This window comes from Arthrobacter sp. 260, assembly GCF_013116745.1.
GTDB lineage: Bacteria > Actinomycetota > Actinomycetes > Actinomycetales > Micrococcaceae > Arthrobacter_D.
The window spans coordinates 165,802-186,229 of record NZ_JABFOE010000002.1 but is presented as its reverse complement, the minus strand read 5'-3'; the positions used below and the strand labels follow the sequence as shown (position 1 = coordinate 186,229).

General features: G+C 65.4%; 18 protein-coding genes. 10 read left to right on the top strand and 8 right to left on the bottom strand.

The features are described from left to right. Positions 1-3: 3 nt before the first annotated feature. Positions 4-1,431, bottom strand: coding sequence for a bifunctional diguanylate cyclase/phosphodiesterase (locus HMI57_RS03325; protein ID WP_171584482.1), 1,428 nt, complete (start codon positions 1,429-1,431; stop codon positions 4-6). A gap of 506 nt (positions 1,432-1,937) precedes the next feature. Between HMI57_RS03325 and HMI57_RS03320 the strand changes: the two genes are divergently transcribed. Further along, positions 1,938-2,948 carry an aldo/keto reductase gene (locus tag HMI57_RS03320; protein ID WP_171584481.1) on the top strand — a complete coding sequence of 337 codons (1,011 nt, stop codon included), beginning with the start codon at positions 1,938-1,940 and terminating at the stop codon, positions 2,946-2,948. Between the two features lie 81 nt (positions 2,949-3,029). On the opposite strand, the gene HMI57_RS03315 is transcribed toward HMI57_RS03320, so the two are convergent. From HMI57_RS03315 to HMI57_RS03300, 4 genes are read right to left on the bottom strand one after another with little or no spacing between them, the layout of a single operon-like run. Then, positions 3,030-3,668 (bottom strand): TetR/AcrR family transcriptional regulator C-terminal domain-containing protein, encoded by a 639-nt coding sequence (locus HMI57_RS03315; protein WP_171584480.1) that lies wholly within the window; start codon positions 3,666-3,668, stop codon positions 3,030-3,032. Positions 3,669-3,693: 25 nt separating this feature from the next. After that, the gene (locus tag HMI57_RS03310; protein WP_171584479.1) at positions 3,694-4,788 is read right to left on the bottom strand and encodes a Zn-dependent alcohol dehydrogenase; all 1,095 of its coding nucleotides are present in this window, start codon (positions 4,786-4,788) and stop codon (positions 3,694-3,696) included. Beyond that, positions 4,785-6,248: a cytosine permease gene (locus HMI57_RS03305; RefSeq protein WP_171584478.1), complete on the bottom strand. Its 1,464-nt coding sequence runs from the start codon at positions 6,246-6,248 to the stop codon at positions 4,785-4,787. Before HMI57_RS03305 ends, HMI57_RS03310 begins: the two co-directional genes overlap by 4 nt. Continuing rightward, on the bottom strand, positions 6,245-6,418 hold the full coding sequence (locus HMI57_RS03300; protein WP_171584477.1) for a hypothetical protein: 174 nt from the start codon (positions 6,416-6,418) through the stop codon (positions 6,245-6,247). Before HMI57_RS03300 ends, HMI57_RS03305 begins: the two co-directional genes overlap by 4 nt. Before the next feature lie 115 nt (positions 6,419-6,533). On the opposite strand from HMI57_RS03300, the gene HMI57_RS03295 reads away from it, so the two are divergent. Continuing rightward, complete coding sequence (locus HMI57_RS03295; RefSeq protein WP_171584476.1) at positions 6,534-7,343, top strand: nitrilase-related carbon-nitrogen hydrolase; 810 nt, start codon at positions 6,534-6,536, stop codon at positions 7,341-7,343. A gap of 37 nt (positions 7,344-7,380) precedes the next feature. Here HMI57_RS03295 and HMI57_RS03290 read toward each other — a convergent pair whose 3' ends face one another. Next, on the bottom strand, positions 7,381-8,433 hold the full coding sequence (locus tag HMI57_RS03290) for a LacI family DNA-binding transcriptional regulator (RefSeq protein WP_171584475.1): 1,053 nt from the start codon (positions 8,431-8,433) through the stop codon (positions 7,381-7,383). After that, entirely contained in the window at positions 8,430-10,268 is a 1,839-nt protein-coding gene (locus HMI57_RS03285; RefSeq protein ID WP_171584474.1) for a class I mannose-6-phosphate isomerase, read from the bottom strand. The genes HMI57_RS03290 and HMI57_RS03285 overlap by 4 nt, the downstream gene beginning before the upstream one ends. A 93-nt stretch (positions 10,269-10,361) precedes the next feature. Between HMI57_RS03285 and HMI57_RS03280 the strand changes: the two genes are divergently transcribed. Beyond that, entirely contained in the window at positions 10,362-10,955 is a 594-nt protein-coding gene (locus tag HMI57_RS03280) for an SGNH/GDSL hydrolase family protein (RefSeq protein ID WP_171584473.1), read from the top strand. On the opposite strand, the gene HMI57_RS03275 is transcribed toward HMI57_RS03280, so the two are convergent. Further along, complete coding sequence (locus HMI57_RS03275) at positions 10,952-12,130, bottom strand: ROK family protein (RefSeq protein ID WP_171584472.1); 1,179 nt, start codon at positions 12,128-12,130, stop codon at positions 10,952-10,954. The genes HMI57_RS03280 and HMI57_RS03275 overlap by 4 nt on opposite strands. A 299-nt stretch (positions 12,131-12,429) precedes the next feature. Here HMI57_RS03275 and HMI57_RS03270 point away from each other — a divergent pair, with 299 nt between their 5' ends. The 7 genes from HMI57_RS03270 to HMI57_RS03240 are packed head-to-tail and all read left to right on the top strand — an operon-like array spanning position 12,430 to position 20,409. Then, the gene (locus HMI57_RS03270) at positions 12,430-13,833 is read left to right on the top strand and encodes an extracellular solute-binding protein (RefSeq protein WP_171584471.1); all 1,404 of its coding nucleotides are present in this window, start codon (positions 12,430-12,432) and stop codon (positions 13,831-13,833) included. Further along, a complete protein-coding gene (locus HMI57_RS03265) occupies positions 13,830-14,837 on the top strand; it encodes a sugar ABC transporter permease (protein ID WP_346655121.1) in 1,008 nt (335 codons plus the stop codon). Before HMI57_RS03270 ends, HMI57_RS03265 begins: the two co-directional genes overlap by 4 nt. Further along, positions 14,837-15,760, top strand: coding sequence for a carbohydrate ABC transporter permease (locus HMI57_RS03260; protein ID WP_171584470.1), 924 nt, complete (start codon positions 14,837-14,839; stop codon positions 15,758-15,760). Before HMI57_RS03265 ends, HMI57_RS03260 begins: the two co-directional genes overlap by 1 nt. Before the next feature lie 28 nt (positions 15,761-15,788). Then, positions 15,789-16,844: a zinc-binding alcohol dehydrogenase gene (locus HMI57_RS03255; protein WP_171584469.1), complete on the top strand. Its 1,056-nt coding sequence runs from the start codon at positions 15,789-15,791 to the stop codon at positions 16,842-16,844. Further along, positions 16,841-18,022 (top strand): trehalase family glycosidase, encoded by a 1,182-nt coding sequence (locus HMI57_RS03250; protein ID WP_171584468.1) that lies wholly within the window; start codon positions 16,841-16,843, stop codon positions 18,020-18,022. The genes HMI57_RS03255 and HMI57_RS03250 overlap by 4 nt, the downstream gene beginning before the upstream one ends. After that, positions 18,019-19,080, top strand: coding sequence for a Gfo/Idh/MocA family oxidoreductase (locus tag HMI57_RS03245; RefSeq protein ID WP_171584467.1), 1,062 nt, complete (start codon positions 18,019-18,021; stop codon positions 19,078-19,080). The genes HMI57_RS03250 and HMI57_RS03245 overlap by 4 nt, the downstream gene beginning before the upstream one ends. 18 nt (positions 19,081-19,098) lie before the next feature. Further along, positions 19,099-20,409: a glycoside hydrolase family 36 protein gene (locus HMI57_RS03240; RefSeq protein ID WP_171584466.1), complete on the top strand. Its 1,311-nt coding sequence runs from the start codon at positions 19,099-19,101 to the stop codon at positions 20,407-20,409. Positions 20,410-20,428 lie beyond the last annotated feature (19 nt).

The window sequence follows — 20,428 nt, the reverse complement described above, 5'->3', positions numbered from 1 at the left end:
TAACTAGCCGGTGAGCTGCTGCCGGGACAGGATCTGGTTGTCGGGACGCGGAACGAACCAGGGCTCCAGATCAACTGCAGTCATGGGCCGGGTGTAGAAGTAACCCTGAGCCAGGTCGCAGCCGAGCTCCAGCAGGGCTTCCAACTGGTCGGCCGTTTCGACGCCCTCGGCCACTGCAGACATGTTCGTTGCGTGGGCAAGCTGGATGCAGGAGGTCACGATCGCGTGGTCCTTGGTATCCGAGGTGAGACCGGCGATGAACGAGCGGTCAATCTTGAGCTCATCGATGGGGAAGCGCCGCAGGTAGACCAGGCTGGAGTGGCCGGTGCCGAAGTCATCAATGGACAACCTGACGCCCAACGCGCTGAGCATATTGAGGGTTCGGAGCGCACTTTCTGGGTCAACCGTCAGCGCCGTCTCGGTGATCTCAAGAGTGAGCAGTCCTGCGGCCACCTTGTGGCGTTCCAGGGCCGAGGTGACGATGTCCGCCAGATGGGGGTCGTTCAACTGGATGGCCGAGATGTTCACTGACATGCGTACCGGCGCCCGGCCGGGTGAGGAGCGGTGCCAGTCAGCCTGCTGCGCCACTGCGGCGTTGATGACCCACGCGCCGAGCGGCAGGATAAGCCCTGACTCCTCAGCGAAATCGATGAAGGCTGCCGGGTCAAGCAGTCCCCGGTCCGGATGATCCCAGCGGACCAGTGCTTCGAAACCGCTCATCTGCCCGTTGGCCAGGTCGATTTGCGGCTGGTAGAAGAGCAGCAGCTCGTCGTCGTCAATTGCCTGCCGCAGTTCACTTCGGCGCCTGAGCCGACCATCCGTTGGATCCGTGGTGCTGGCAAGTTCAACTTCGAACCGGTTGCGGCCAAGCTTCTTCGCCCGGTTCACCGCTGTGGTGGCCCTGCCCAGCACTCCGTCGGCGGTATCGCCGGGGCCAGCCATCGCGAAGCCGATACTGGCCGAAAGATCGAGCGTGGAGTCGCCGATGATCATTGGCGCGTTCAGTGCGGCGAGCAGCGAGGCCGCCACCTGACACGCCGCCGCTGTGTCGGCATAGGTGTCGACTACCGCGAACTCGTCACCATCGAGGCGCGCGACAACCGCTGTGTTGCTCACAGTTGAACCGAGCCGCCATGCCGCGATGCGGAGCACCTCGTCGCCGGCGGCGACGCCCAGGCCCTCATTGACCGCCATGAAGTGGTCAATATCCAGAATCAGGACACCCACTGACGACTGGTTAGCGCTACTTTCCGCGAGCAGGACCCACAAATCGGAAAGGAATCCGGGCCGGTTGACCAACCCGGTCAGGGGGTCGTGGCTCATCAGGTGGGCCAGTCCGGCCTCGGCCGCAGCCCGGGTGGGCTGGTCACCGATGCCGCGACGGACGTCCTCGAGGGCAAGCACATAAGACCGGGCACTGTGCCCGGCCATGAAGTCGGTGTATTCCTGGGTGTACTGAGTGTCCGAAGAAAAGGCGGGGGATGAATCACTTGCGGGGTCGAGCATGTGGGCAATTCGCTTTCGGATGAATCGGTGGAAGTCTGAAGTCCCGCGCGTCCGATTTCTTCGAACAGCGAGGTGCTTCCACGGCGAGAGTGCCGGAACGACCGGGGCATACGGATGAATCTTGGACGAGAGTTCAGGCCAGGATGTCGCTAAGTGCAGGGTGACCTGCTCTGTGAAACCGGCTGACGAAAAATCGAAGCCGACAAAGAAGAGTAGTGAATGAGAGACCAACATGTGGGGTGTCAGAGGTTCGCGCAGACCCGCCCAGCCCGACCGATATGCTTAATCAGTGTTGTTGTTCTTCACGTTTGCCACCTTCGCGCCGGTTTTTCCATTGTAACCCCGCCTAGATGCGAAGGCGCCTTACTTTGAAGAACCTGCGCCAAACCTGCGCGGGACGCCGCCGAACTCCCAGAAGGAGAAACCCCTCCATGACGATCACATCCCTGCTGTCGGCACCCATTGGGTTCGGCACTGCGCCGCTCGGCAACATGTTCCGGGCCATCCCCGAGAAAGAGGCCGCGGCCACCGTCACAGCCGCCTGGGACCAGGGCATCAGGTACTTCGACACCGCACCGTTCTACGGTGCCGGACTCGCCGAGATCCGCCTCGGCGACGTACTCTCCGCGTATCCCCGGGACGACTACGTGCTCAGCACCAAGGTGGGCCGCGTGATCCTCGACGAGACGGAGGACGTCTCAGCCCGCGATCTGGGGGAGAAAGGCGGCTTGTTCGCCCACGGCCGCCCGAACAAGGTGGTCAACGACTACTCGGCAGACGCCACCCTCCGTTCCATCGAGGACAGCCTCAAGAGACTGCAGACCGACCGGCTGGATATTGTCTGGGTTCATGACATCGCCCAGGACTTCTACGGTGACGAATGGCTGTCCGTGTTCGAATCGGCCCGGACCGGTGCATTCCGCACCCTGACCCGGTTGCGGGACGAGGGTGTCATCAAGGGATGGGGCGTCGGCGTCAATCGCGTGGAGGCGCTGGAACTGACCCTCGACCTGGATGAGCCCCAGCCCGATGCCTTCCTGCTGGCCGGACGGTACACGCTCCTTGACCATGATCGCGCCCTGCAGCGTCTGCTCCCGGCTGCAGTCGAGCGGCAGGTCGATATCGTGGTGGGCGGGCCCTACAGCTCGGGCATTCTCGCCGGCGGCAAGCACTTTGAGTACCAGGAAGCGTCAGCCGAGATCATCGCCAAGGTGGAACGCATCAAGGCGCTGACTGCTGTGCACGGGATCGGCATCAAAGCGGCAGCACTGCAGTTCTCGCTCGCCCACCCGGCAACGGCCGCGGTGATCCCAGGTGCCACCAAGCCAAGCCGCATCGCTGAGGACCTCGCCGCACTCCAGGAGACGATCCCGGCCGCCTTCTGGGACGCGCTGCGTGAGGAACAGCTCATCTCACCGTTGGCTCCCGTTCCGACGAACTAGTAACGCCTGACCCGACCATCCCCTGTCCCCTCCCCCTAAGCGTGAGCCCGGGCGGGTGAGGGCGCCGATGAGTCGCCCGATCTAACTCTTCGGCGGGTAGGGGCGAGTGGTCAACTGGCGGTCCAGTTCGGCGATGGCCGCGTCAAGGCCAAGCGTGAAGGCCCTGTCCTGTCGCCGGGCACCGGTCTGAGCCGCCAGCGCCCGGGACAGGGAGGGATAGTCGGTCTCCGACGGCTCCCACGGCGGTTCGGGAGATCCCGCGTCGATCGCTGAGCCGAGAACCAGCAGATCGATGAGGGAAAGAGCGTCCAGAAGTCGGTCGTCCCGGAATCCTGCCGACTCAAGGATCTGCGCCAACGTTTCGTAGATCTCGAGGGTAGGCGCGTCGTCGACCGATTCACCCACAAGGGCCGGAATAGCCATCGGGTGAAGCCCGAGCGCGTAACGGTAGTTGATCGCCCAGCGGCGCGTCTGCTCCTGCCAGCTGCCATCCCCCGGCGGGAAATCCCCACGGTCATGGGCGTCCTGACTGATGAGGGAACGGATCCCCTCGATAATCTCGGTCCGTCCTCCCTTCACATGGTGGTACAGGGAGGACGGACTCACGCCCAGCCGTTTGGCGAGTTGAGGGATGGAAAATTCCTGTCGCTCGTCAAACCGTTCAAGAGCCGCCCGGAAAATCTTGCCAGGCGTAAGGATCTGGGTAGTTGGCCTGGCCATGGAGTTCCTTAGTGGTTGCGGAAAGCTAAAACACTATGACACTGCGGGCCCGCTCGCCCCGGCGCATCGCCTCGAAGGCCTCGTTGACATCATCGAGGCGGATCCGATCCGAGATCAGCTCATCCACCGGAAGTTTGCCCGCCAGGTAAAGCGCGGCCAACCGCGGAAAGTCACGGCCGGGAACCGTTGAACCGTAATTGGATCCGACGATCCTGATCCCGCCCTCGGCCAGTGCCAGCCCATCGAAGTTGATGGTCTGGTCAGCCGGTGGCAGGCCCACCAGGACTGCGGTGCCACCGCGCACCAACAGGCCCGGCAGCGACTCGATGGTGTCCTTGCGTCCGATCGCCTCGAACGCGTAATCAGCTCCACCCCCGGTGATGCTCCGGATCTGCTCCTGGCTGTCAGGCCCGGAGATCACTGAGTGCGTGGCCCCAAAGCGCCGGGCTATCGCCAGCTTTTCCTCACTGAGGTCGACGGCAATGATCGGGTACGCTCCCACCAGATTCAGGCCCATGATGATCGACAGTCCCACTCCGCCGGTCCCGACGACGACGGCCGACCTGCCCGGCGCGACCATCGCATCGTTGACGACTGCTCCCACACCGGTAGACACCGAGCAGCCGAGGAGTGAGGCAACATCAAACGGCACGTCCGACGGTATCTTCACAGCCGCTGATTCGGGGACCACCGTGTATTCGCTCATCGACCCGACCGCAAGATAGGGGTACACGGGTGTGCCGTTCTCCGACAGTGGCGTGCTGCCATCCGGCAGGACGCATTCCTCGGAGCGGCTTCCGGTACAGACGAAGGCCCGGCCGGAAAGGCAGGCAGTACAGCGCCGGCAGGGGTAGAACCAGCTGAGGACCACATGGTCCCCGACTGCCACGTCCTCGACACCCTCGCCGATCGCCTCCACCACTCCCGCGCCCTCGTGGCCCATTACCGTGGGGGAAGGCATCTCCCACTCGCCGTCGAGCACATGTCGATCGGAACCGCACACCCCTGAGGCTCCCAGCCGGATCAGGACGCTCCCTGGCCCGGGCGCAGCGACCTCTACCTGCGTGATCTCCAACGAAGGTCCGCCGCGGTGCACTGCAGCGCGTGAACTGATGCTCATGAACGTGGCTCTTTCTGCTTGTGGGATGCGGCGAGCTGGAATCCGCCGACGCCGCGATTCCTGTACAGCACCACGGCCAGAATCCAGTACACGATCCCGCCGAGAACGGCGGCGGGCAGGGAAGCGGAGATGATGTTGAAGATTGGCTGGGTTGCAAGCGTGACGGGGTTGTAGATCCACAGGTAGAACGCGGCGCCGGCAAGCACGGCCGCGATCCCCGCCCAGTTGACCCCGCCCGGCAGGTGATAGGCGCTCCGGTCTCCCGGTGCGTATAGCTCGGACAGGTCGATGTGCTGCTTACGCAAAATGAAATAGTCAACAATAATCGCACCGCACATGGAGGCGAGGAATGCACCGCTGAGCGTGACAAACAGGACAAAACGCTCGTACATAAATTGCGGGAAGAAGGCCAGCAGTGCGGGCAATACGAAGAATCCCGCGCACAGCCATTTCCAGTGCAGGCCGGTGAGCAGCTCGCCACTGGATTGGCGCAGGGCAAGGACTGTTGAGTAGACGATCGAGGACATGCTGGTGATGTTGGCGAAGCAGATAAACAGCAGGATGAAGGCTCCGAGCAGCGGACCGCCGAAGGGGATCATCCAGACTGTGGGATCGGAGTCCCCCAGGGTGAGGGCCGCGCCCATCCCAACAATCTGCGCGAGCAGGGTGGCGATCAGCAGTCCCCCGTAGGCAGGCCAGATGGCGGCCCTGGGCGACGTGGTCATGCGCGCCAAAGAGCCCATCACCGGATACCAGGACACACCCACCGCAACGTTGAACTCGACGGCGATCATGAAGTTCAGCTGTGGGTCATCGAAGGGTGCGAGCGGTCCGGCATCCAACAGGTCAGCCCATGAGGTATTGACCACCAGGAAGACCATCAGGAGGGCGGTAATCACCAGAAGCCCGGGGGCGATGAATTTGTTGAGGCGACCAATCGTGATGGGGCCACGGGAGAGGATGTACCAGGCGATGGCCAGGGCCACCAGCGCTCCCGCGGTAACCATCAGCCCGTATTCGTCGAACTCCATCCCGGTAGCCACCCCGGCGACCTGGGTCGTTGCCCGGCCCACCATGATGCCCAGCAGCGAGGACCATCCCATCTCGGTGATCAACACGACGGTGAAGACCAGCGCCGCAACGCCCGCCACTCCGAAGACCGGCCGGAGGATCGTGTACTGCTCGACGCCGTACCGTTGGCTGGCTACCGTGCTGGCGAGCACCATGAAGCACAGCCCGATCGCGTTGCCGATGATCATCGCCGCAATACCCTGCTGGAAACCCACGAATGACGCGGTCGCTCCGCCCACCAGGAAGGCCCAGGTGGCGATCGCCAGGGCAACGTTCACCCAGCTGAAGTCCAGTGCGCTCCAGACCCGCTCGGATTTCAGCAGGGGAAGGGATCCAAAGGTGTTGGCATTCTCGATTTCTTCGGTTGCGGTGTCCTTGGGCCGGTTCACAGGACCATCACCAGCACGCCGAGCAGGCTGATCAGGACGGTGGCGCCGACATACATGACCAGGTCGGCGCGGCTGAGCGCACGCCGCGCCGGATCGGCTCCCTCGACCGTCCTGATTTCCTCGATGCGACGATGTAATTCCTGCTGTACCTGGGCGGAATCTCTAGCCACGACGGTCTCCTTACCAACTAATCGAATATGTTTCGGTTTCCAGGTTCATAAGAGACCCAAAGGCATCGAAGTGTCAATAGAATTGGCGAAAGCTTTTCTATATGAAGGAGGCATCGTGGTTCGGATCGGCGTCTGGCAAGCTACCGGAACGGTAGGCAGCAGTGAACAGAATCTGGCGCGGTTGGATCAGACGGCCACCCGGGCCGCCCGGGAGGGGATCGACGTCGTCGTCACCCCGGAGCTGTTCGCCACCGGTTATGCACCAGCGAAAATTCACACCCTGGATGGCGGTGAGGTGCGCCGGGGGCTGGCAGCTATTGCCCAGCGTCACAGGATAGCTATCGTCGGGTCCAGCGTTGATCAGGCTGACGGCCTGCGGTACATCAGTGCTTCCTTCTTTGACCCCGCCGGTACGGAGCTGTCGCGTTACCGGAAATCTCATCTGTTCGGGGAGGAAGAGAAGTCGGTCTTCATGCCGGGGTCCGAGCCAGCCGAGGTGTTCCAGTACGCAGGCCTTCGCCTGGCCTTGGGCATCTGTTACGACATCGAATTTCCGGAGTTTGCCCGGGCAGCTGCGGTACGCGGCGCCGACGCGCTCCTGATTCCGACTGCGGTGCCACATACGGGCGATGTGGACGGTTTCCCCTCCCAGCAGACGTACAACGCCGAGCGGATCTCAACGATCATGGTGCCGTGTCGGGCGCTGGAGAACGGCATCTACATTGCCTACGCCAACCACACTCCCCCGGATTTCACCGGTCTCAGCTGCATTGTTGGACCGCACGGAAACGTCCTCGCGCTGGCGGACCAGGACGAGGAACTGCTGGTCGCTGAGCTAAGCCGAGACGAAGTGCAACGGGCCCGCCGCATCAACACCTACCTTCCCGATCTGGGCTACTACGTCCCCGCTTCCGCCGAAGCGTGAGCTCTGGCGGGTCGGGGCGCCGGTGAAGTCGGCAGATCTAACCCTTCGGCGGGGAGGGGTAGCGCCGTACCGTGACGGGCATCTGCACCAGCCGAGGGCGAGCCGGCCCATGTTCGGGAAGGCGGTCTTCGGCAAGGCGGTCGAAGAGCAACGACGCCGCCTGGGCCCCGAGGGCCCGCGGGTCGTGAGACATCACCGTCAGCGGGATGCCCAACAGGTCCGCCAGCTCCACATCGTCGAAACTGGCCAGAGCTGAGGCACGACCCCCCGTCGTTGACCGATGCCCGCTCAGCGCCCTCAGCGCACCGACGGTGGTGCGGTTGTTGACCGAGAAGAAGGCGGTGGGCGGGTCGGGCTGTCCGAGCAACTGCTGCACCGCCACAGAGGCAGCCGCGGTGTCCCGGACCGGGGCGAGCAGTGCGCGGTCGAAGGGGATCCCGGCGGCCGCCAACGCCTCCGTGAACCCCTGAAAGCGCCGGCGGGCGGTCGGAATCCCGTCAACGTCGCCGAGGAAAGCAATCCGCCGATGGCCCTCCCCGATCAGGGATGCCGTGCCAGCGTGGGCGCCGCCGACGTCGTCAACAAGCACCGTGTCCTTCTCCAGTCCTTCGATGGAGCGGGTGGCCAGGACCAACGGAACCCGCGGCAAGGAACCAAGCCGGTCCGCAAAGCCCAGCCCATTCCCGGCGGGCACCACTATCAGTCCTTCAACCTGCCGCCCGGTGAACCCGTCGAGCAGTTCGGCTTCCCGCAGCGGATCTTCCCGGCTGTTGCCGATGAGGATGTGCCGGTTGTGCCGGGCAGCCTCGTCCTCGATCCCGAGCGCGAACTGTCCGTAGTAGGGGTTCCCCAGGTTTGTCACCGCCACCCCGATCAGACCGGTGGGTTGGCGCAACCGCGTGTTGCGGGCGTTCTGGTTGGGCCGGTACCCCAGCTGGTCGGCGGCAGCATGGACCCGCGTCCGCACCTCGGCGCTGACGTTCTGCCCGCCGGACATGGTGCGGGACACGGTCATCGGGCTCACCCCGGCGAGCGCCGCGACATCCCTGACGGTCGGGATCCGCGGGGCGTTCGGCACGGACCCGGTCATGAGGGTGATTCTCCGCGGTCCGGACCGGCGTCAGTCTGGATGCAAGCGTCGGTGTGGGTGCCCCGGACGTACGCCTTCACCGTGCCGCAACGCTGTCCAACCCCTGCCCCTGATGGGCGGAGGGTGTACGCCCCCACTGCGGCTGGAATGATGAACGTTTCCGCATACCGGACGGTGAAGGGTGCGAAGGAACCGTCGGGGCTCTCGACCACGGCTTCGGCTCCTTCCACCAGGTTCAGCACATTCACCGTGCCGCGGGTGTGGTGGTGGACTGCCTCAGTGAACCAGTGCCGGCGGACTTCGAGGAACTCCAGCTCGTGGAGCCCGGTGTGCTCCTCGGTCCATCCTGGGCCGGAGTCCACCACCCGGACCTGGTCCAGGAGCTGCTGGCGTGCCCACTCGGTATCCCGGTCCCACTGGATGTTGCGGCGGGCATGGTCAAGGTGGATCGGCCGGGGGCTGCCATCCAGTCCCACCCGGTCCCAATCCCACATCTTGAAAGTGAAGATGTAGGGGGTTGCGGAGATCTCCAGGACCATTGAGTTGGCACCCGAACAGTGCACTGTGCCCGCCGGGATGGAGAAGTGGTCGTGTTTCTTCGCCGGGAACACGTTCACGAAGTCCTCCGCTGGGAAGGAGCCACCGCCGTCGGACGCGTCCTTCAGCGCCCCCACCATGGTCTGCGCGTCCACCCCGGTTTTCAGGCCAAGGTAGACCACCGCTTCCTCATCGCAGTCGAGCAGGTAGTAGCTTTCGTCCTGCGTGTAGGGCATGCCGAACCGGTCCTGGATGTATTCGGTCAGCGGGTGCACCTGCAGGGACAGGTTCCCTCCGCCCATCGTGTCGAGGAGGTCGAATCGGATGGGAAATTCGGCGCCGAACCGGGCACGGGTGAGCTGCCCCAGGAGCGCGGTCGGTTGCGTGAGCACCACGTCGAGGGCCGGCAGCTCCACGACGACGCCGTCGACGTCGAGCAGGATGCTGTTCTCCTCGGGTACGCAGTCGAAGCACCAGGCGTAGTTCTCGACGTCGGGATCCAGACCGCACACCTCCTTCATCCACTGGCCGCCCCACACCCCGGGATCAAAGAACGGCACCACCCGGAAGGGCCCGGATACCGCCGCCGCCATCCCGCGGTGAAAGGTGTCGGCGCTGATGACCTTCCCGCCGCTGACACCGCCATTGGTGTCCAGGACGTAGTCCAGTGCGGGGAACAGGTCCCGTTTGTGCCGGTCCGCCACCCGCCACTCCACGAAGAAGCTGCGCTTGTATTTGCGGAGATTGTCCTCGGCACCGTTGGCGCTGCGCCAGTTGGGGGCGCCCGCGCGCTGTCGCTGCTGGATCTCCCAGCGCGCCAGATCGGCGAGCACCAGGATCCGCTCCCGGAGGGGGACCAGGGCCGCACCCCACCCCACCAGGGCCACCGGGGATTCGGACGCATCCACCCGGGCGGCGACGTCGGCCAGCCGGTCCTCCAGATAGAAGTCGACGAGCCGGTGATGACTCAGCACACCGAAGACGCGATCGTCGGTCAGGTTGGTGGCGATCATCGTGTCGATCTCAGTGATGGGCCGTGCCGCCAGCGCCTCAACATTCAGGACCAGGTACCCCGGTAGGGCTTGGCGGATGAACGTTTCCAGCTCGTCGAGGTCCACCCCGGGATAGGTGTCCACCACAATGGGCACTGAGGAGCCGTGCGCCCCCGCGTGACGCGCCACCTCAGCCCACGCTTCCGTGCCAGCCCAGACCCGGCCGGCCCCGGCCCCGCTGGCTGCAGGCACAATCACACGCGGAAACTTCCCGTAGCCGGATTTCTCGTTGCTGGATGCTGCCATCGGAACCCCCTCGTGGACTCTGGCTGATAACGTTACCATTGCTGTTGTCAGCAGGAAGGCTCCTAATGTGGGCGAACAAAGAGGTGCTTCATCATGGCTCTGATGGTGGCGTATGGTCACTCCTGGGTCGACGGCGATGGCGCCTCCTCGGTGGAGACCAGCTTCGCCACGCTCGCGGCCAGACAACTGGGAATTCTCCTCGACAACCGCGCCGCCGGCGGAAGCGCCAGCGTCAGCACCGCCGAGTTGCTCGCCACTGAACCACCCCCGGTGGCGGAGTGCTACCTGCTCATGACCGGGCTGAACGATCTGCGACTCGGCGGGGACTCGGCGCCGTCGGCCCGGCGCTATGAGGAATCGCTGCACAGCATCCTCGCTACCCTCGGCCGAACGTCCCCCAGTGCGCCCGTCATCGCTGTGGCCCAGCCCCACCTCCTCGACTTCAGCCGGCATGCGCCGCATCACCGCGGCTCGAACACCCTGATCGACCAGTACAACCTGATCCTCGATCGGGTCGCCGCAGGTCACTCACGCGCGACAGTGGCGGTGGCCGACCGCTGGGTCCCGACACTCATGCTCGACGCCGACACGGTGCACCCGAACGACGCGGGCCACGCCTGCCTGGCGGAGACCGTCGCTGCCACGGCCCGGGCCGTTCCAGCCAGCAGTCCTGACCTCCAGCGCTAACGTGCGGGGGCCAAGTCCGGTTCGTTCAGCCGGGCATTGACGGCACTGCTGGAGAAAACCTTGTCCACGACCAGGCGGGTCAGCCCGGTAATGCCTGCCATGTCGCCGGTGGTTGCCAGCCGGACATCGAGGTTGCGCGTGGCCCGCGGCAGCGACATCGGGTACAGGGTTTCCCGGACGCCACTGAGGAGGGACGAGGAGGCCAGCGGACCGCCGATGAGGAGCACCCCCGGGTTGATCAGGCAAACCAGGGTTGCCATCACCTCACCGATGCGCCGCCCTGCCTCATGGGTCAGCCGGAGCGCCTCCACGTTCCCCTGGGCCAGCAGATCCCCCACGTCCCGTCCTGAGGACGCCTTAATACCGAGAGCGGTCAGCTTCTGGGCAATCGCCCGGCCGCTCGCCACCGCTGCAAGACACCCGCGGGCACCGCACTGGCAGATGACATCGGGGTGGTCCCCCAACCGCACATGACCGATATCCCCGGCACCGCCGTCAATCCCTTGGTAGACGCGTCCGTTGATCACAATCCCCGTCCCGATACCGGTGGAGATCTTCACCAGCGCCAGGGAGGGGCAGTCCTTGAACCCGACGCTGTGCTCGCCAATGGCCATCGCGTTGGCGTCGTTCTCCACCAGCACTGGCACCGAAACCGGCACCGCGTCGTGGAGGTACTCGGCTATGGGGTAGGCATCCCATCCGGGCATGATCGGCGGCTGGCTGGGACGGGAGGAGCGCGGATCCACCGGGCCGGGAACCGAGATGCCGATCCCCGACACCCCGCTGACCGCTGTATCGGTTTGGGCCAGCAGCCGGTGAATCGCCTCGGTGATGCCGTGCAGCACCTTTTCCGGGCCGTCAACCACGGCGAGGTCAATACTTTCCTCGGCCAGCATCAGTCCAGCAAGGTCGGTCAGCGCCACCCGTGAATGGGTGGTGTCAATGGTTGCAGCGACAACCAACGAGTGCTCGGTATTGAACTCCAGGCGGGTGGGACGGCGACCTCCCGACGGGCGGTCCGAGCCTGCCTCCCGGATCAGCGAGGCGGAGAGCAGGGCGTCCACCCGCTGGGCAACGGTCATCCTCGACAACCCGGTGACCGCCTGGAGGTCTCCCCGCGTCCGTGCATGACCATAGCGAATCAGGTCGAAGAACTCCCCCGGTCCAGTCGTCATCAGCTACTCCTTAGGTGCCGTGTAAGAATATCCCGCTTCCCCACAGCTTGCCGCGATCTGCCCAGTGTGTACATCCAATTTGGTAACAACTTATACATAAATGCTCGACAGCTAGTTAGCCTGAGGCTACTGTTTAGACATAAGTTTGTGATGAGGGTCTCACCGTGGGCCCAAACACTCATGGCGGGGGCCACATCCCCTCGCGACGAGGGCATCCCGATAGCGGGAACGCAGTGTGTCACCTAACCAATGGTGCGCATGGACAAGGGTGTTCCGTGTACAGCGAATAGGAGCTTCGAATGACAAGTAGGATCCCCAAACGGAATGTGGTCACGACCGTCGCACTGGCGGCGTTGGTCATGAGCACACTGGCCGCTTGCGGCAGTGGCGGTGAGGGGGAAAGCGACGGAGAGTCGATCACCGTCCAGACCACTGACACCATCCCCGACCGCGTTGCAGCCACCCAGGAAATCATCGACGCGTTCACCGCGGAGACCGGCATCGAGGTGGAACTCGTCGGCGTCGCCGAGGACCAGTTCAACCAGGTCCTCACTTCCGGTGCGGCGGCCGGCGAACTGCCTGACGTCATGGGGTCCATCGGCCTCACCCAGGTGCGGACCCTCGCCGCCAACGACCTGGTGAACGCCCAGGCCAACCAGGAGGTGCTGGATGCGCTGGGCGAAGACACCTTCTCCCCGCGGGCACTGGAACTCAACCGCGACGGCGACGAACTCCTTGCCATTCCCGGCGAATCCTGGGCGCAGCTCCTCTACTACCGCACCGACCTCTTCGAGGAAGCCGGGCTGGCCGCCCCCGAAACCTACGACGACATCCTGGCCGCCGCCGAAGCCCTGGACTCACCCGAAATGGCCGGGTTCGTGGGCGCCACCTCCCCGGGAGATGCTTTCACCCAGCAGACCATCGAGCACGTGGCGCTCGGCAACGGCTGCGAGATGGTCGACGAAGCGGGAGAAATCACCTTCAACAGCCCTGAATGTGTCGGCGCACTGGAGTTCTACGGTGACCTGATCGGGAACTACTCGGTCTCCGGAGCCCAGGACGTCGACACGGTCCGCGCGAACTACTTCGCTGGCCAGTCGGCGATGTTCATCTGGTCCACCTTCGTCCTCGACGAGATGGCAGGACTGCGGGCGGACGCGCTGCCCACCTGCCCGGAGTGCGCCGACAACCCGGCGTTCCTGGCCGAGAATACCGGAGTGGTGCCCGCCATCCTGGGGCCGGACGGCGACACTCCGGCCCAGTTCGGCCAGATCACCAACTGGTCCATCACCGCGAGCGCCGATACCGAGCCTGCCAAGCAGTTCGTCGAATACATGATGAGCGACGGCTATGTCGACTGGCTGGCGATCGCCCCCGAAGGAAAGGTGCCCGTCAGGTTCGGCACTGCCGAGAATCCCACCGAGTTCTCGGATGCCTGGCAGACCCTCCCGGTGGGGGTCGATACCAAGGCTCCCCTCGAGGACTTCTACTCCGAGGACGTGCTCGAAGCCCTGCAGGTTGGTGTTGACGACCTGCTGCTGTGGGGCATCCCGCAGGGCCAGGGTGACCTGGCTGGAGCCGCACTGGGCGAACTGCCCATCTCTGACGCGGTCGCCGAGGTGACCAACGGCGGAGTGGATCCGGCCACTGCGGCTGAACAGGCTGCAGAGACCCTGCGTTCCATTCAGGACTCGCTGGAGTGAGTACCACCCCTCGCGGGGACAGCGCTGCACCGGCACGCGACAGCGCGCCGGTGCAGCGCACCCGTAACAAACGGTCGTCGATGGCGAAGGCGGAACAGCGGGCTGGTCTCACCCTGATCTCGCCCACCCTAATCATTGTGCTGGTCCTGATCGTGATCCCCATCCTGTGGACGATCATGCTCTCCTTCCAACAGATCAGGCTTCTGAACCTCCGCACCGCGGGGGTCCTGGGCAACTACACGGTCTCCAACTTCGCCGAAGTCTTCTCCTCCCCCGGCTTCCTCGAAGCCTTGATCATCACCCTGGTGTACTCGGTCGCCGGCACCGGACTGGCAATCGGCCTGGGACTGGTCACGGCGCTCGCCCTCCGTAAGCCCTTCCGCGGCAGGACCTTCGTCCGGGCCGCCACCCTGATCCCCTACGTGGCTCCGATCGTTGCGGTGACGTTCGTGTGGACCACCATGCTCAACCCGCAGTTCGGCATCATCAACCACTGGGGGACCACCTTCCTCGGCTGGGAAGAGGCAGTGCCCTTTCTGAGCGAACGCCAGCGCGAAGTGTCCTTCCTGGGGATCACCTTCACCGTCCCGACGGCGCTCTTCACCGTCATCGCCTTCGAAGCCTGGCGGTCCTTCCCGTTTGCGTTCCTGTTCCTGACCGCACGGTTGCAGGCGGTCCCCGCGAGCCTCGACGAGGCAGCACGGGTTGACGGCGCTACTCCCACCCAGCGGTTCCGTTACATCCTGCTGCCCCAGCTTCTCCCCACGATCGCGGTGCTTTCGGTGCTGCGCTTCATCTGGACCTTCAACAGCTTCGATGACATCTACCTGCTCACGGGCGGTGGAGCCGGGACCGAAGTGGTGGCCGTCCGCGTCTACAACTTCCTGATTTCCCGCGGTGACATTGGTGCCGCGGCCGCCCAGGCAGTGGTGCTCGCCGCCATCCTGGCAGTCCTGGTGGGCATCTACCTGAAGTTCTTTGCGAAGAAAGAGGAGGTCAGCTGATGTCGACTAACGTGCGCACCCGTCGTGAACGCGGCGCCATCGCTGCCCGACGCCCCTGGTCACGCGACCGGGTGGAGACGTTGATCCTGACCATCCTGAGATGGGTGGTCATCGCCGGGATCCTCCTCGTCACCCTGTTCCCGTTCTACTACATGATCATCCTGTCGGTCCGCCCGATCTCGAGCCTGCTGCAGGACCCGGGGTCGCTCTGGGTCTCCGCCAGCGAGTTCAGCCTGGACACCTACACCTCTGTGCTGCAGAACCCGTCCGAGGGCGGGCAGGGCTTCCTGATCTTCATGCGCAACAGTGCGCTGGTGGCCGTGGGCACCGTGTTCGCGACGCTCCTGCTGGCGATCCCCGGGTCCTATGCCATCAGCCGCCTCGACTTCTTCGGCCGGCGGAAGGTCAGCGCGTTGTTCCTGGCCGTGTACCTGTTTCCCAGCATCCTGCTCGCGATCCCCCTGTTCGTGTTCTTCACCCGCATCGGCCTGCGGGGTGAACTGCTGGGGTTGCTCCTGGTCTACGTGGCGCAGGTGGTGCCCGTGAGCATCTACATGCTGCGCAACTACTTCGAGACCATTCCGATCAGCCTCGAGGAAGCGGCGTCCATCGACGGGGCCAACCGCTTCACCATTATGCGGCGGATCAGCCTCCCGCTGGCCATGCCAGCAATCGTGTCCAACGGCCTCTACATCTTCATGATCGCGTGGAACGAGTTCCTGTTCGCACTGCTGTTCCTCGTTGAATCCCGACAGAACTGGACCGTGTCCCTGGGCCTGTCACAGCTCGCGGGAAGCATCGAGGTACCCACCACCGTCCTGATGGCCGGATCGGTGATCCTGACCCTGCCGATCATCATCATCTTCTTCGCGGCCGAGCGCCTTCTCACCGAGGGACTCACGGCGGGCGCGGAGAAGGGCTGACCCACCACTCATTACAACGAAAGAAGTTATGCCCAACATCGTGCAATTCTCCGCGCCCAGATCGGTCGAACTCGTCGACTGTGACCAGCAGCAGCTCATGCCTGGCACGGTCCGCATCCGCACCTGGTACTCGGGGATTTCCGCTGGCACCGAACTCACGGCCTACCGTGGGTCGAACCCCTACCTGACCAAGACCTGGGACGTGGAGCGCCGGCTGTTCACCGAGGGAGCGCCGTCGTTCAGCTACCCGGTGGCCGGGTGGGGTTACTCCGAGGTCGGCGAGGTGGTCGAGGCCGCCCCTGACGTGTCAGGAGTGGCGGTCGGCGACGTTGTCTATGGAATCTGGGGGCACCGCAGCGAGGCAGTGCTCAACGCCCAGGCCGTCGCCGGCAAGCAGATCCCGCCCGGCCTTGACCCGTTGCACGGCATTTTCGCGCGGGTCGGGGCAATCGCCCTGAACGCCGTGCTCGGAGCCAACCTGCACCTCGGGGAGGACACCGCCATCTTCGGGCAGGGGGTCATTGGGCTGCTCGCCACCCGGCTGGCTCACCTGAGCGGGGCGAGGGTCATCGCCGTCGACGGTTTCGAAGCCCGCCGGGCCCTCGCGCTGGCTATGGGCGCCCACGACGTCGTCGCCGCCGATACGCCCGCCGGCGCCGGCCAGCAGATCCGCGACCTCACCGGCCAGGCGGGTGTTGACGTTGCCATCGACCTGAGCGGCAGCTACCGCGCGCTGCATGAGGCGGTCCGGTCGGTGGGAGTCGATGGTCGGGTGATCGCGGCCGGCTTCTACCAGGGCGGCGGCGGGCACCTCTCCCTCGGCGAGGAGTTCCATCACAACCGGGTCCGGATCATTGCCAGCCAGATCGGTGGGACGCCTGCGAACCTCGGCGCCCGCTGGACCCCCGCCCGGCTGGTGACGGTCTTCATGGGGCAACTGGCGGCAGGCGCCGTCGACGTTGCCCCGCTGATCACCGATGTGGTGGACGCCAGCGAGGTCGCTGAGGCTTTCCGACGCCTCGACGACGGCGCACCGGAAACCCTTCAAACAGTGCTCCGCTTCGACGGGGCGCCGGAACGGTGAGCGGACAGCAGCCCCCCGGGGACCTCAGCGCGCAGGTCCGTTCACTCCTCGAGGCGCACTGGGACAGCGACCGCGGCTGGTGTGTGCCCAGCCCCGACACCTACCCCCACCTGTGGCTGTGGGATTCCTGCTTCCACTCGATCATCTGGGCGACGCTCGGGGACAGCCGGGCGCTGCTCGAACTCGAGGCGGTGCTGGCGGGACAACTCCCCGATGGGATGGTCCCCCACATGCGGTACGGCATCGACCCGGCCGACACCTGGCTGGGACCATTGGCGTCGTCGTCATCCCTCACCCAGCCGCCGATGTTCGGCCACGCGGTGAAGGTGCTGCAGGATCTGGGCCTGAACCCCTCGCCCGAGACGAAGGCCAGGGCGAGGAAGGGTCTCGACTGGCTGTGGGACCGCCGGCGCACCGACGACGGCCTGATCTACATCGTTCACCCGTGGGAAGGCGGCAACGACCACTCACCCCGGTGGGACGACTGGGGCGCACCCGGGCGGACCAAGGACAACTACAGCCGGCCCGCCCGGACCGCCTGGAACAAGGAGCGGGTGCACGACATTTCCTTCGCCGACGACGGCGCCGCGCAGTGGTCCTCAAGCTTCGTCACCTGCTCCGCCAGCTTCAACGCCTATGTGGCGTTCAACCTGGCCGAGCTCGGAAAGGCGCTCGACGACGGCGATCTCACGGCCCGCGCCCAACGGCTCAGCGCCGCGATCGACACCCACCTCTGGGACGAGGAGGAACAGCTCTGGTCGGATCTGGCAGTGGTGGGCGGCGGGCCGTCCACCCGGTACCCCACCAGCGACGGGGTGATGGGCGCCCTGGTGACCTCGGACTGGGCGAAGGCCGCCGCGGCCCTGAACCAACTGGAGGACCCGGCCCGGTTCGGCAGCCCGTTCGGGCCCACCAACGTGGCACGGACCCACCCCTCCTACGATCCCGGCATGTACTGGCGGGGTCCCGCCTGGCCGCCGCTGAACTACCTGCTGTGGCTCGCGCAGCTGCGGTGGAAACGGGCCGACGCCGCAGCCCGGCTCACCGCACAGACCACCACTGCGGCTCTGCACAGCGGCTGGGCCGAGTACTGGAACCCGGAAACGGGCGAGGGCCTGGGCGCGGTCCCCCAGTCGTGGACGGGCCTGGCCCTTGTCATGCAACGGGGCACCCCATGACACCGGTACCCGATTACCGCCCGCAGTTCCCCACCGGCACCAAACCTGCCATCGGGATTCTCGGGTGCGGCGCCATCGCCCAGACCGCCCATCTGCCCGCCTATCAGAAGTACGACCTGGACTTGGCCGGGGTGTGGAGCCGCACCCCCGCCACGACCGAGGGAATCACCGATCGCTTCCCGTCGGTCCGGCGCGTCTACGCGACGCCGGAGGAGCTGCTGGAGGATCCCGACGTCGGGATCGTTGACCTCGCCACCCCGGCAGCTGACCGGCTCGTCTGGCTGAAGGCAGCCGTCACAGCCGGGAAACATGTGCTGGCACAGAAGCCTCTCACCACAGACCTGGAGGCGCTGGCGCCCATCCTCGCCGATGCCGCGGAGCGCGGGGTGCTGATCGCGGTCAACCAGAACGCCCGCTGGGCTCCGGCCTGGCGGTTGGCGACCCTACTCGTCGAGGACGGTGCGATCGGCGAGGTGGTCGGCGTGACCCACCTGCACGACAAGCCCCTCCCCCCGATCGTCGGGACCCCCTTCGACGACCTTCCCCACATGCTGATCACGGACTACCTGATGCACTGGATCGACATCACCCGCTGCTGGCTGGGCGGCAAGAGCCTGGCCTGGGTGCAGGCCACCGACGCGCGGCTTCCGGGGCAACCGGCGGCGGCAAAAAACCAGTGGTCGGCGTCGATCCAGGTGGCGTGCGCCGACGGCGCGCAGGCCCTGCTGCGGGTGGTCGGCGACGTCAAGACGAGGAAGCCGTCCTGCCCGTTCTGGATCCACGGGACAGCAGGCACCCTCCGAGGCAGTGTGCTGGGCGGATCGGATCGGCTGGAACTCGAGCGGGACGACGTCGTGACGCAGTATGCGCTGGACGGCGAATGGTTTGTGGACGGGTTCGCTGGCGCGATGGGTGAGCTGATGTGTGCCATTGCGGAGGACCGGCAGCCCTTCAACAGTGCGGCCCACAATGTGGCCTCGCTTGCACTGATGCTTGCCGCCCGCACCTCCGCCGACGATCCCGCGGGGGCACGCCAGCCGTTGTCCCTGCGGCTCTAGAGTGAAGCGAGTTTTCCCATGACCTACACCCTGATCGACGAGGTCGCCGTCTCACTCAACCGTGGCCGCGTGTATGAGGAGGGCTGGCAAAGCTGGAGCCCCACCACCCTTTATGGGGTCACCGAGACGTCCCGGCGGCCGGAGTCGATGCTCCGCCACCGGATGCGGTTCCGCGCCGGCGCCGAGCAGCCCGCCACCGGGTTCCACGCCGAGGGGCTGCTGCTGGTGGACCCGGGAACCGGCGCACCCATGCGCGTCTACGGGGCGCCAACCCCTGACGACATTCCCTCCATCAGGGCTGAGCTGGTGGGTCAGACCCTGCGGATCACCGCTTCCGGCCCCGTCACCGCGTTCGACGCCACCGACGCCGCGACCGGGCTTGCCCAGTTCGGCGACCGGTTCGCCGCAACGGCCGGTGTGCCGACCCTCACGACACCGCCGACGGCGTGGTGCAGCTGGTACCGCTACTTCGAGGGCGTGGTGGAACAGGACATCATCGAGAATCTTCAGGCCATTGACCGGTTAGCGCTCCCCGTCGAGGTCATCCAGCTCGATGATGGGTGGGAAGCCGGGATCGGCGACTGGACTCCCCTGCACCACAAGTTCAGCTCCCTGCCCGGCCTGGCTGAACGCATCCGCGGGACCGGCCGCCGGGCGGGTATCTGGCTGGCCCCCTTCATCGCCAGCCCCACCAGCGAGCTGGCCCTCAATCATCCCGACTGGCTGATGGACGAGGCAGGCTTCAACTGGGGACACGACTTCCGTGGACTGGACCTGACCCAGCCGGGGCTGCAGGACTACCTGTGGACCACCTTCAGGGGCCTGCGCGACGACGGCTTCGACTACTTCAAACTCGACTTCCTCTACGGCGGTGCCCTCCCCGGTGCCCGGCATGGGGAGGCGACGGCGGTTGACGCCTACCGGTCGGGGCTGGAACTGATCCGCGACGCCGTCGGGCCCGACAGCTTCCTGCTGGGCTGCGGTGCACCCATCTTGCCCAGCGTGGGGCTTCTCGACGGGATGCGCGTCTCCCCCGATACGTTCCACGAACACGCTCAGGATGCGGCGGGTGAACTCCGCGGCGCCATGGGAACCACTGCCCGCGCGTGGCAGCATGGCCGGTTCTGGGTCAACGACCCCGATTGCCTGGTCGCCCGTCCCACCTTTGCTCTGCGCGAGGAGTGGGCCGCCGTCGTCGACCGTTGGGGTGGGCTGAGGTCCAGCTCGGACCGCATCGCCGACCTCGACCAGCGGGGACTGGAGCTGACCCGGCAGGTGCTCGGCAATGTCCCACCACCCAGACCGTTCGCCGAATTGCCGGGTGCCTGATGTTTCCTCAACCCCTGGA

What these genes read in the sequence shown, in the direction of transcription:
- HMI57_RS03315 (WP_171584480.1), bottom strand. Translation starts at nt 3,668, where the DNA reads ATGGCCAGGCCAACTACCCAGATCCTTACGCCTGGCAAGATTTTCCGG.
- HMI57_RS03320 (WP_171584481.1), top strand. Translation starts at nt 1,938, where the DNA reads ATGACGATCACATCCCTGCTGTCGGCACCCATTGGGTTCGGCACTGCG.
- HMI57_RS03285 (WP_171584474.1), bottom strand. Translation starts at nt 10,268, where the DNA reads ATGGCAGCATCCAGCAACGAGAAATCCGGCTACGGGAAGTTTCCGCGT.
- HMI57_RS03290 (WP_171584475.1), bottom strand. Translation starts at nt 8,433, where the DNA reads ATGACCGGGTCCGTGCCGAACGCCCCGCGGATCCCGACCGTCAGGGAT.
- HMI57_RS03325 (WP_171584482.1), bottom strand. Translation starts at nt 1,431, where the DNA reads ATGGCCGGGCACAGTGCCCGGTCTTATGTGCTTGCCCTCGAGGACGTC.
- HMI57_RS03245 (WP_171584467.1), top strand. Translation starts at nt 18,019, where the DNA reads ATGACACCGGTACCCGATTACCGCCCGCAGTTCCCCACCGGCACCAAA.
- HMI57_RS03255 (WP_171584469.1), top strand. Translation starts at nt 15,789, where the DNA reads ATGCCCAACATCGTGCAATTCTCCGCGCCCAGATCGGTCGAACTCGTC.
- HMI57_RS03275 (WP_171584472.1), bottom strand. Translation starts at nt 12,130, where the DNA reads ATGACGACTGGACCGGGGGAGTTCTTCGACCTGATTCGCTATGGTCAT.
- HMI57_RS03280 (WP_171584473.1), top strand. Translation starts at nt 10,362, where the DNA reads ATGGCTCTGATGGTGGCGTATGGTCACTCCTGGGTCGACGGCGATGGC.
- HMI57_RS03240 (WP_171584466.1), top strand. Translation starts at nt 19,099, where the DNA reads ATGACCTACACCCTGATCGACGAGGTCGCCGTCTCACTCAACCGTGGC.
- HMI57_RS03260 (WP_171584470.1), top strand. Translation starts at nt 14,837, where the DNA reads ATGTCGACTAACGTGCGCACCCGTCGTGAACGCGGCGCCATCGCTGCC.
- HMI57_RS03310 (WP_171584479.1), bottom strand. Translation starts at nt 4,788, where the DNA reads ATGAGCATCAGTTCACGCGCTGCAGTGCACCGCGGCGGACCTTCGTTG.
- HMI57_RS03270 (WP_171584471.1), top strand. Translation starts at nt 12,430, where the DNA reads ATGACAAGTAGGATCCCCAAACGGAATGTGGTCACGACCGTCGCACTG.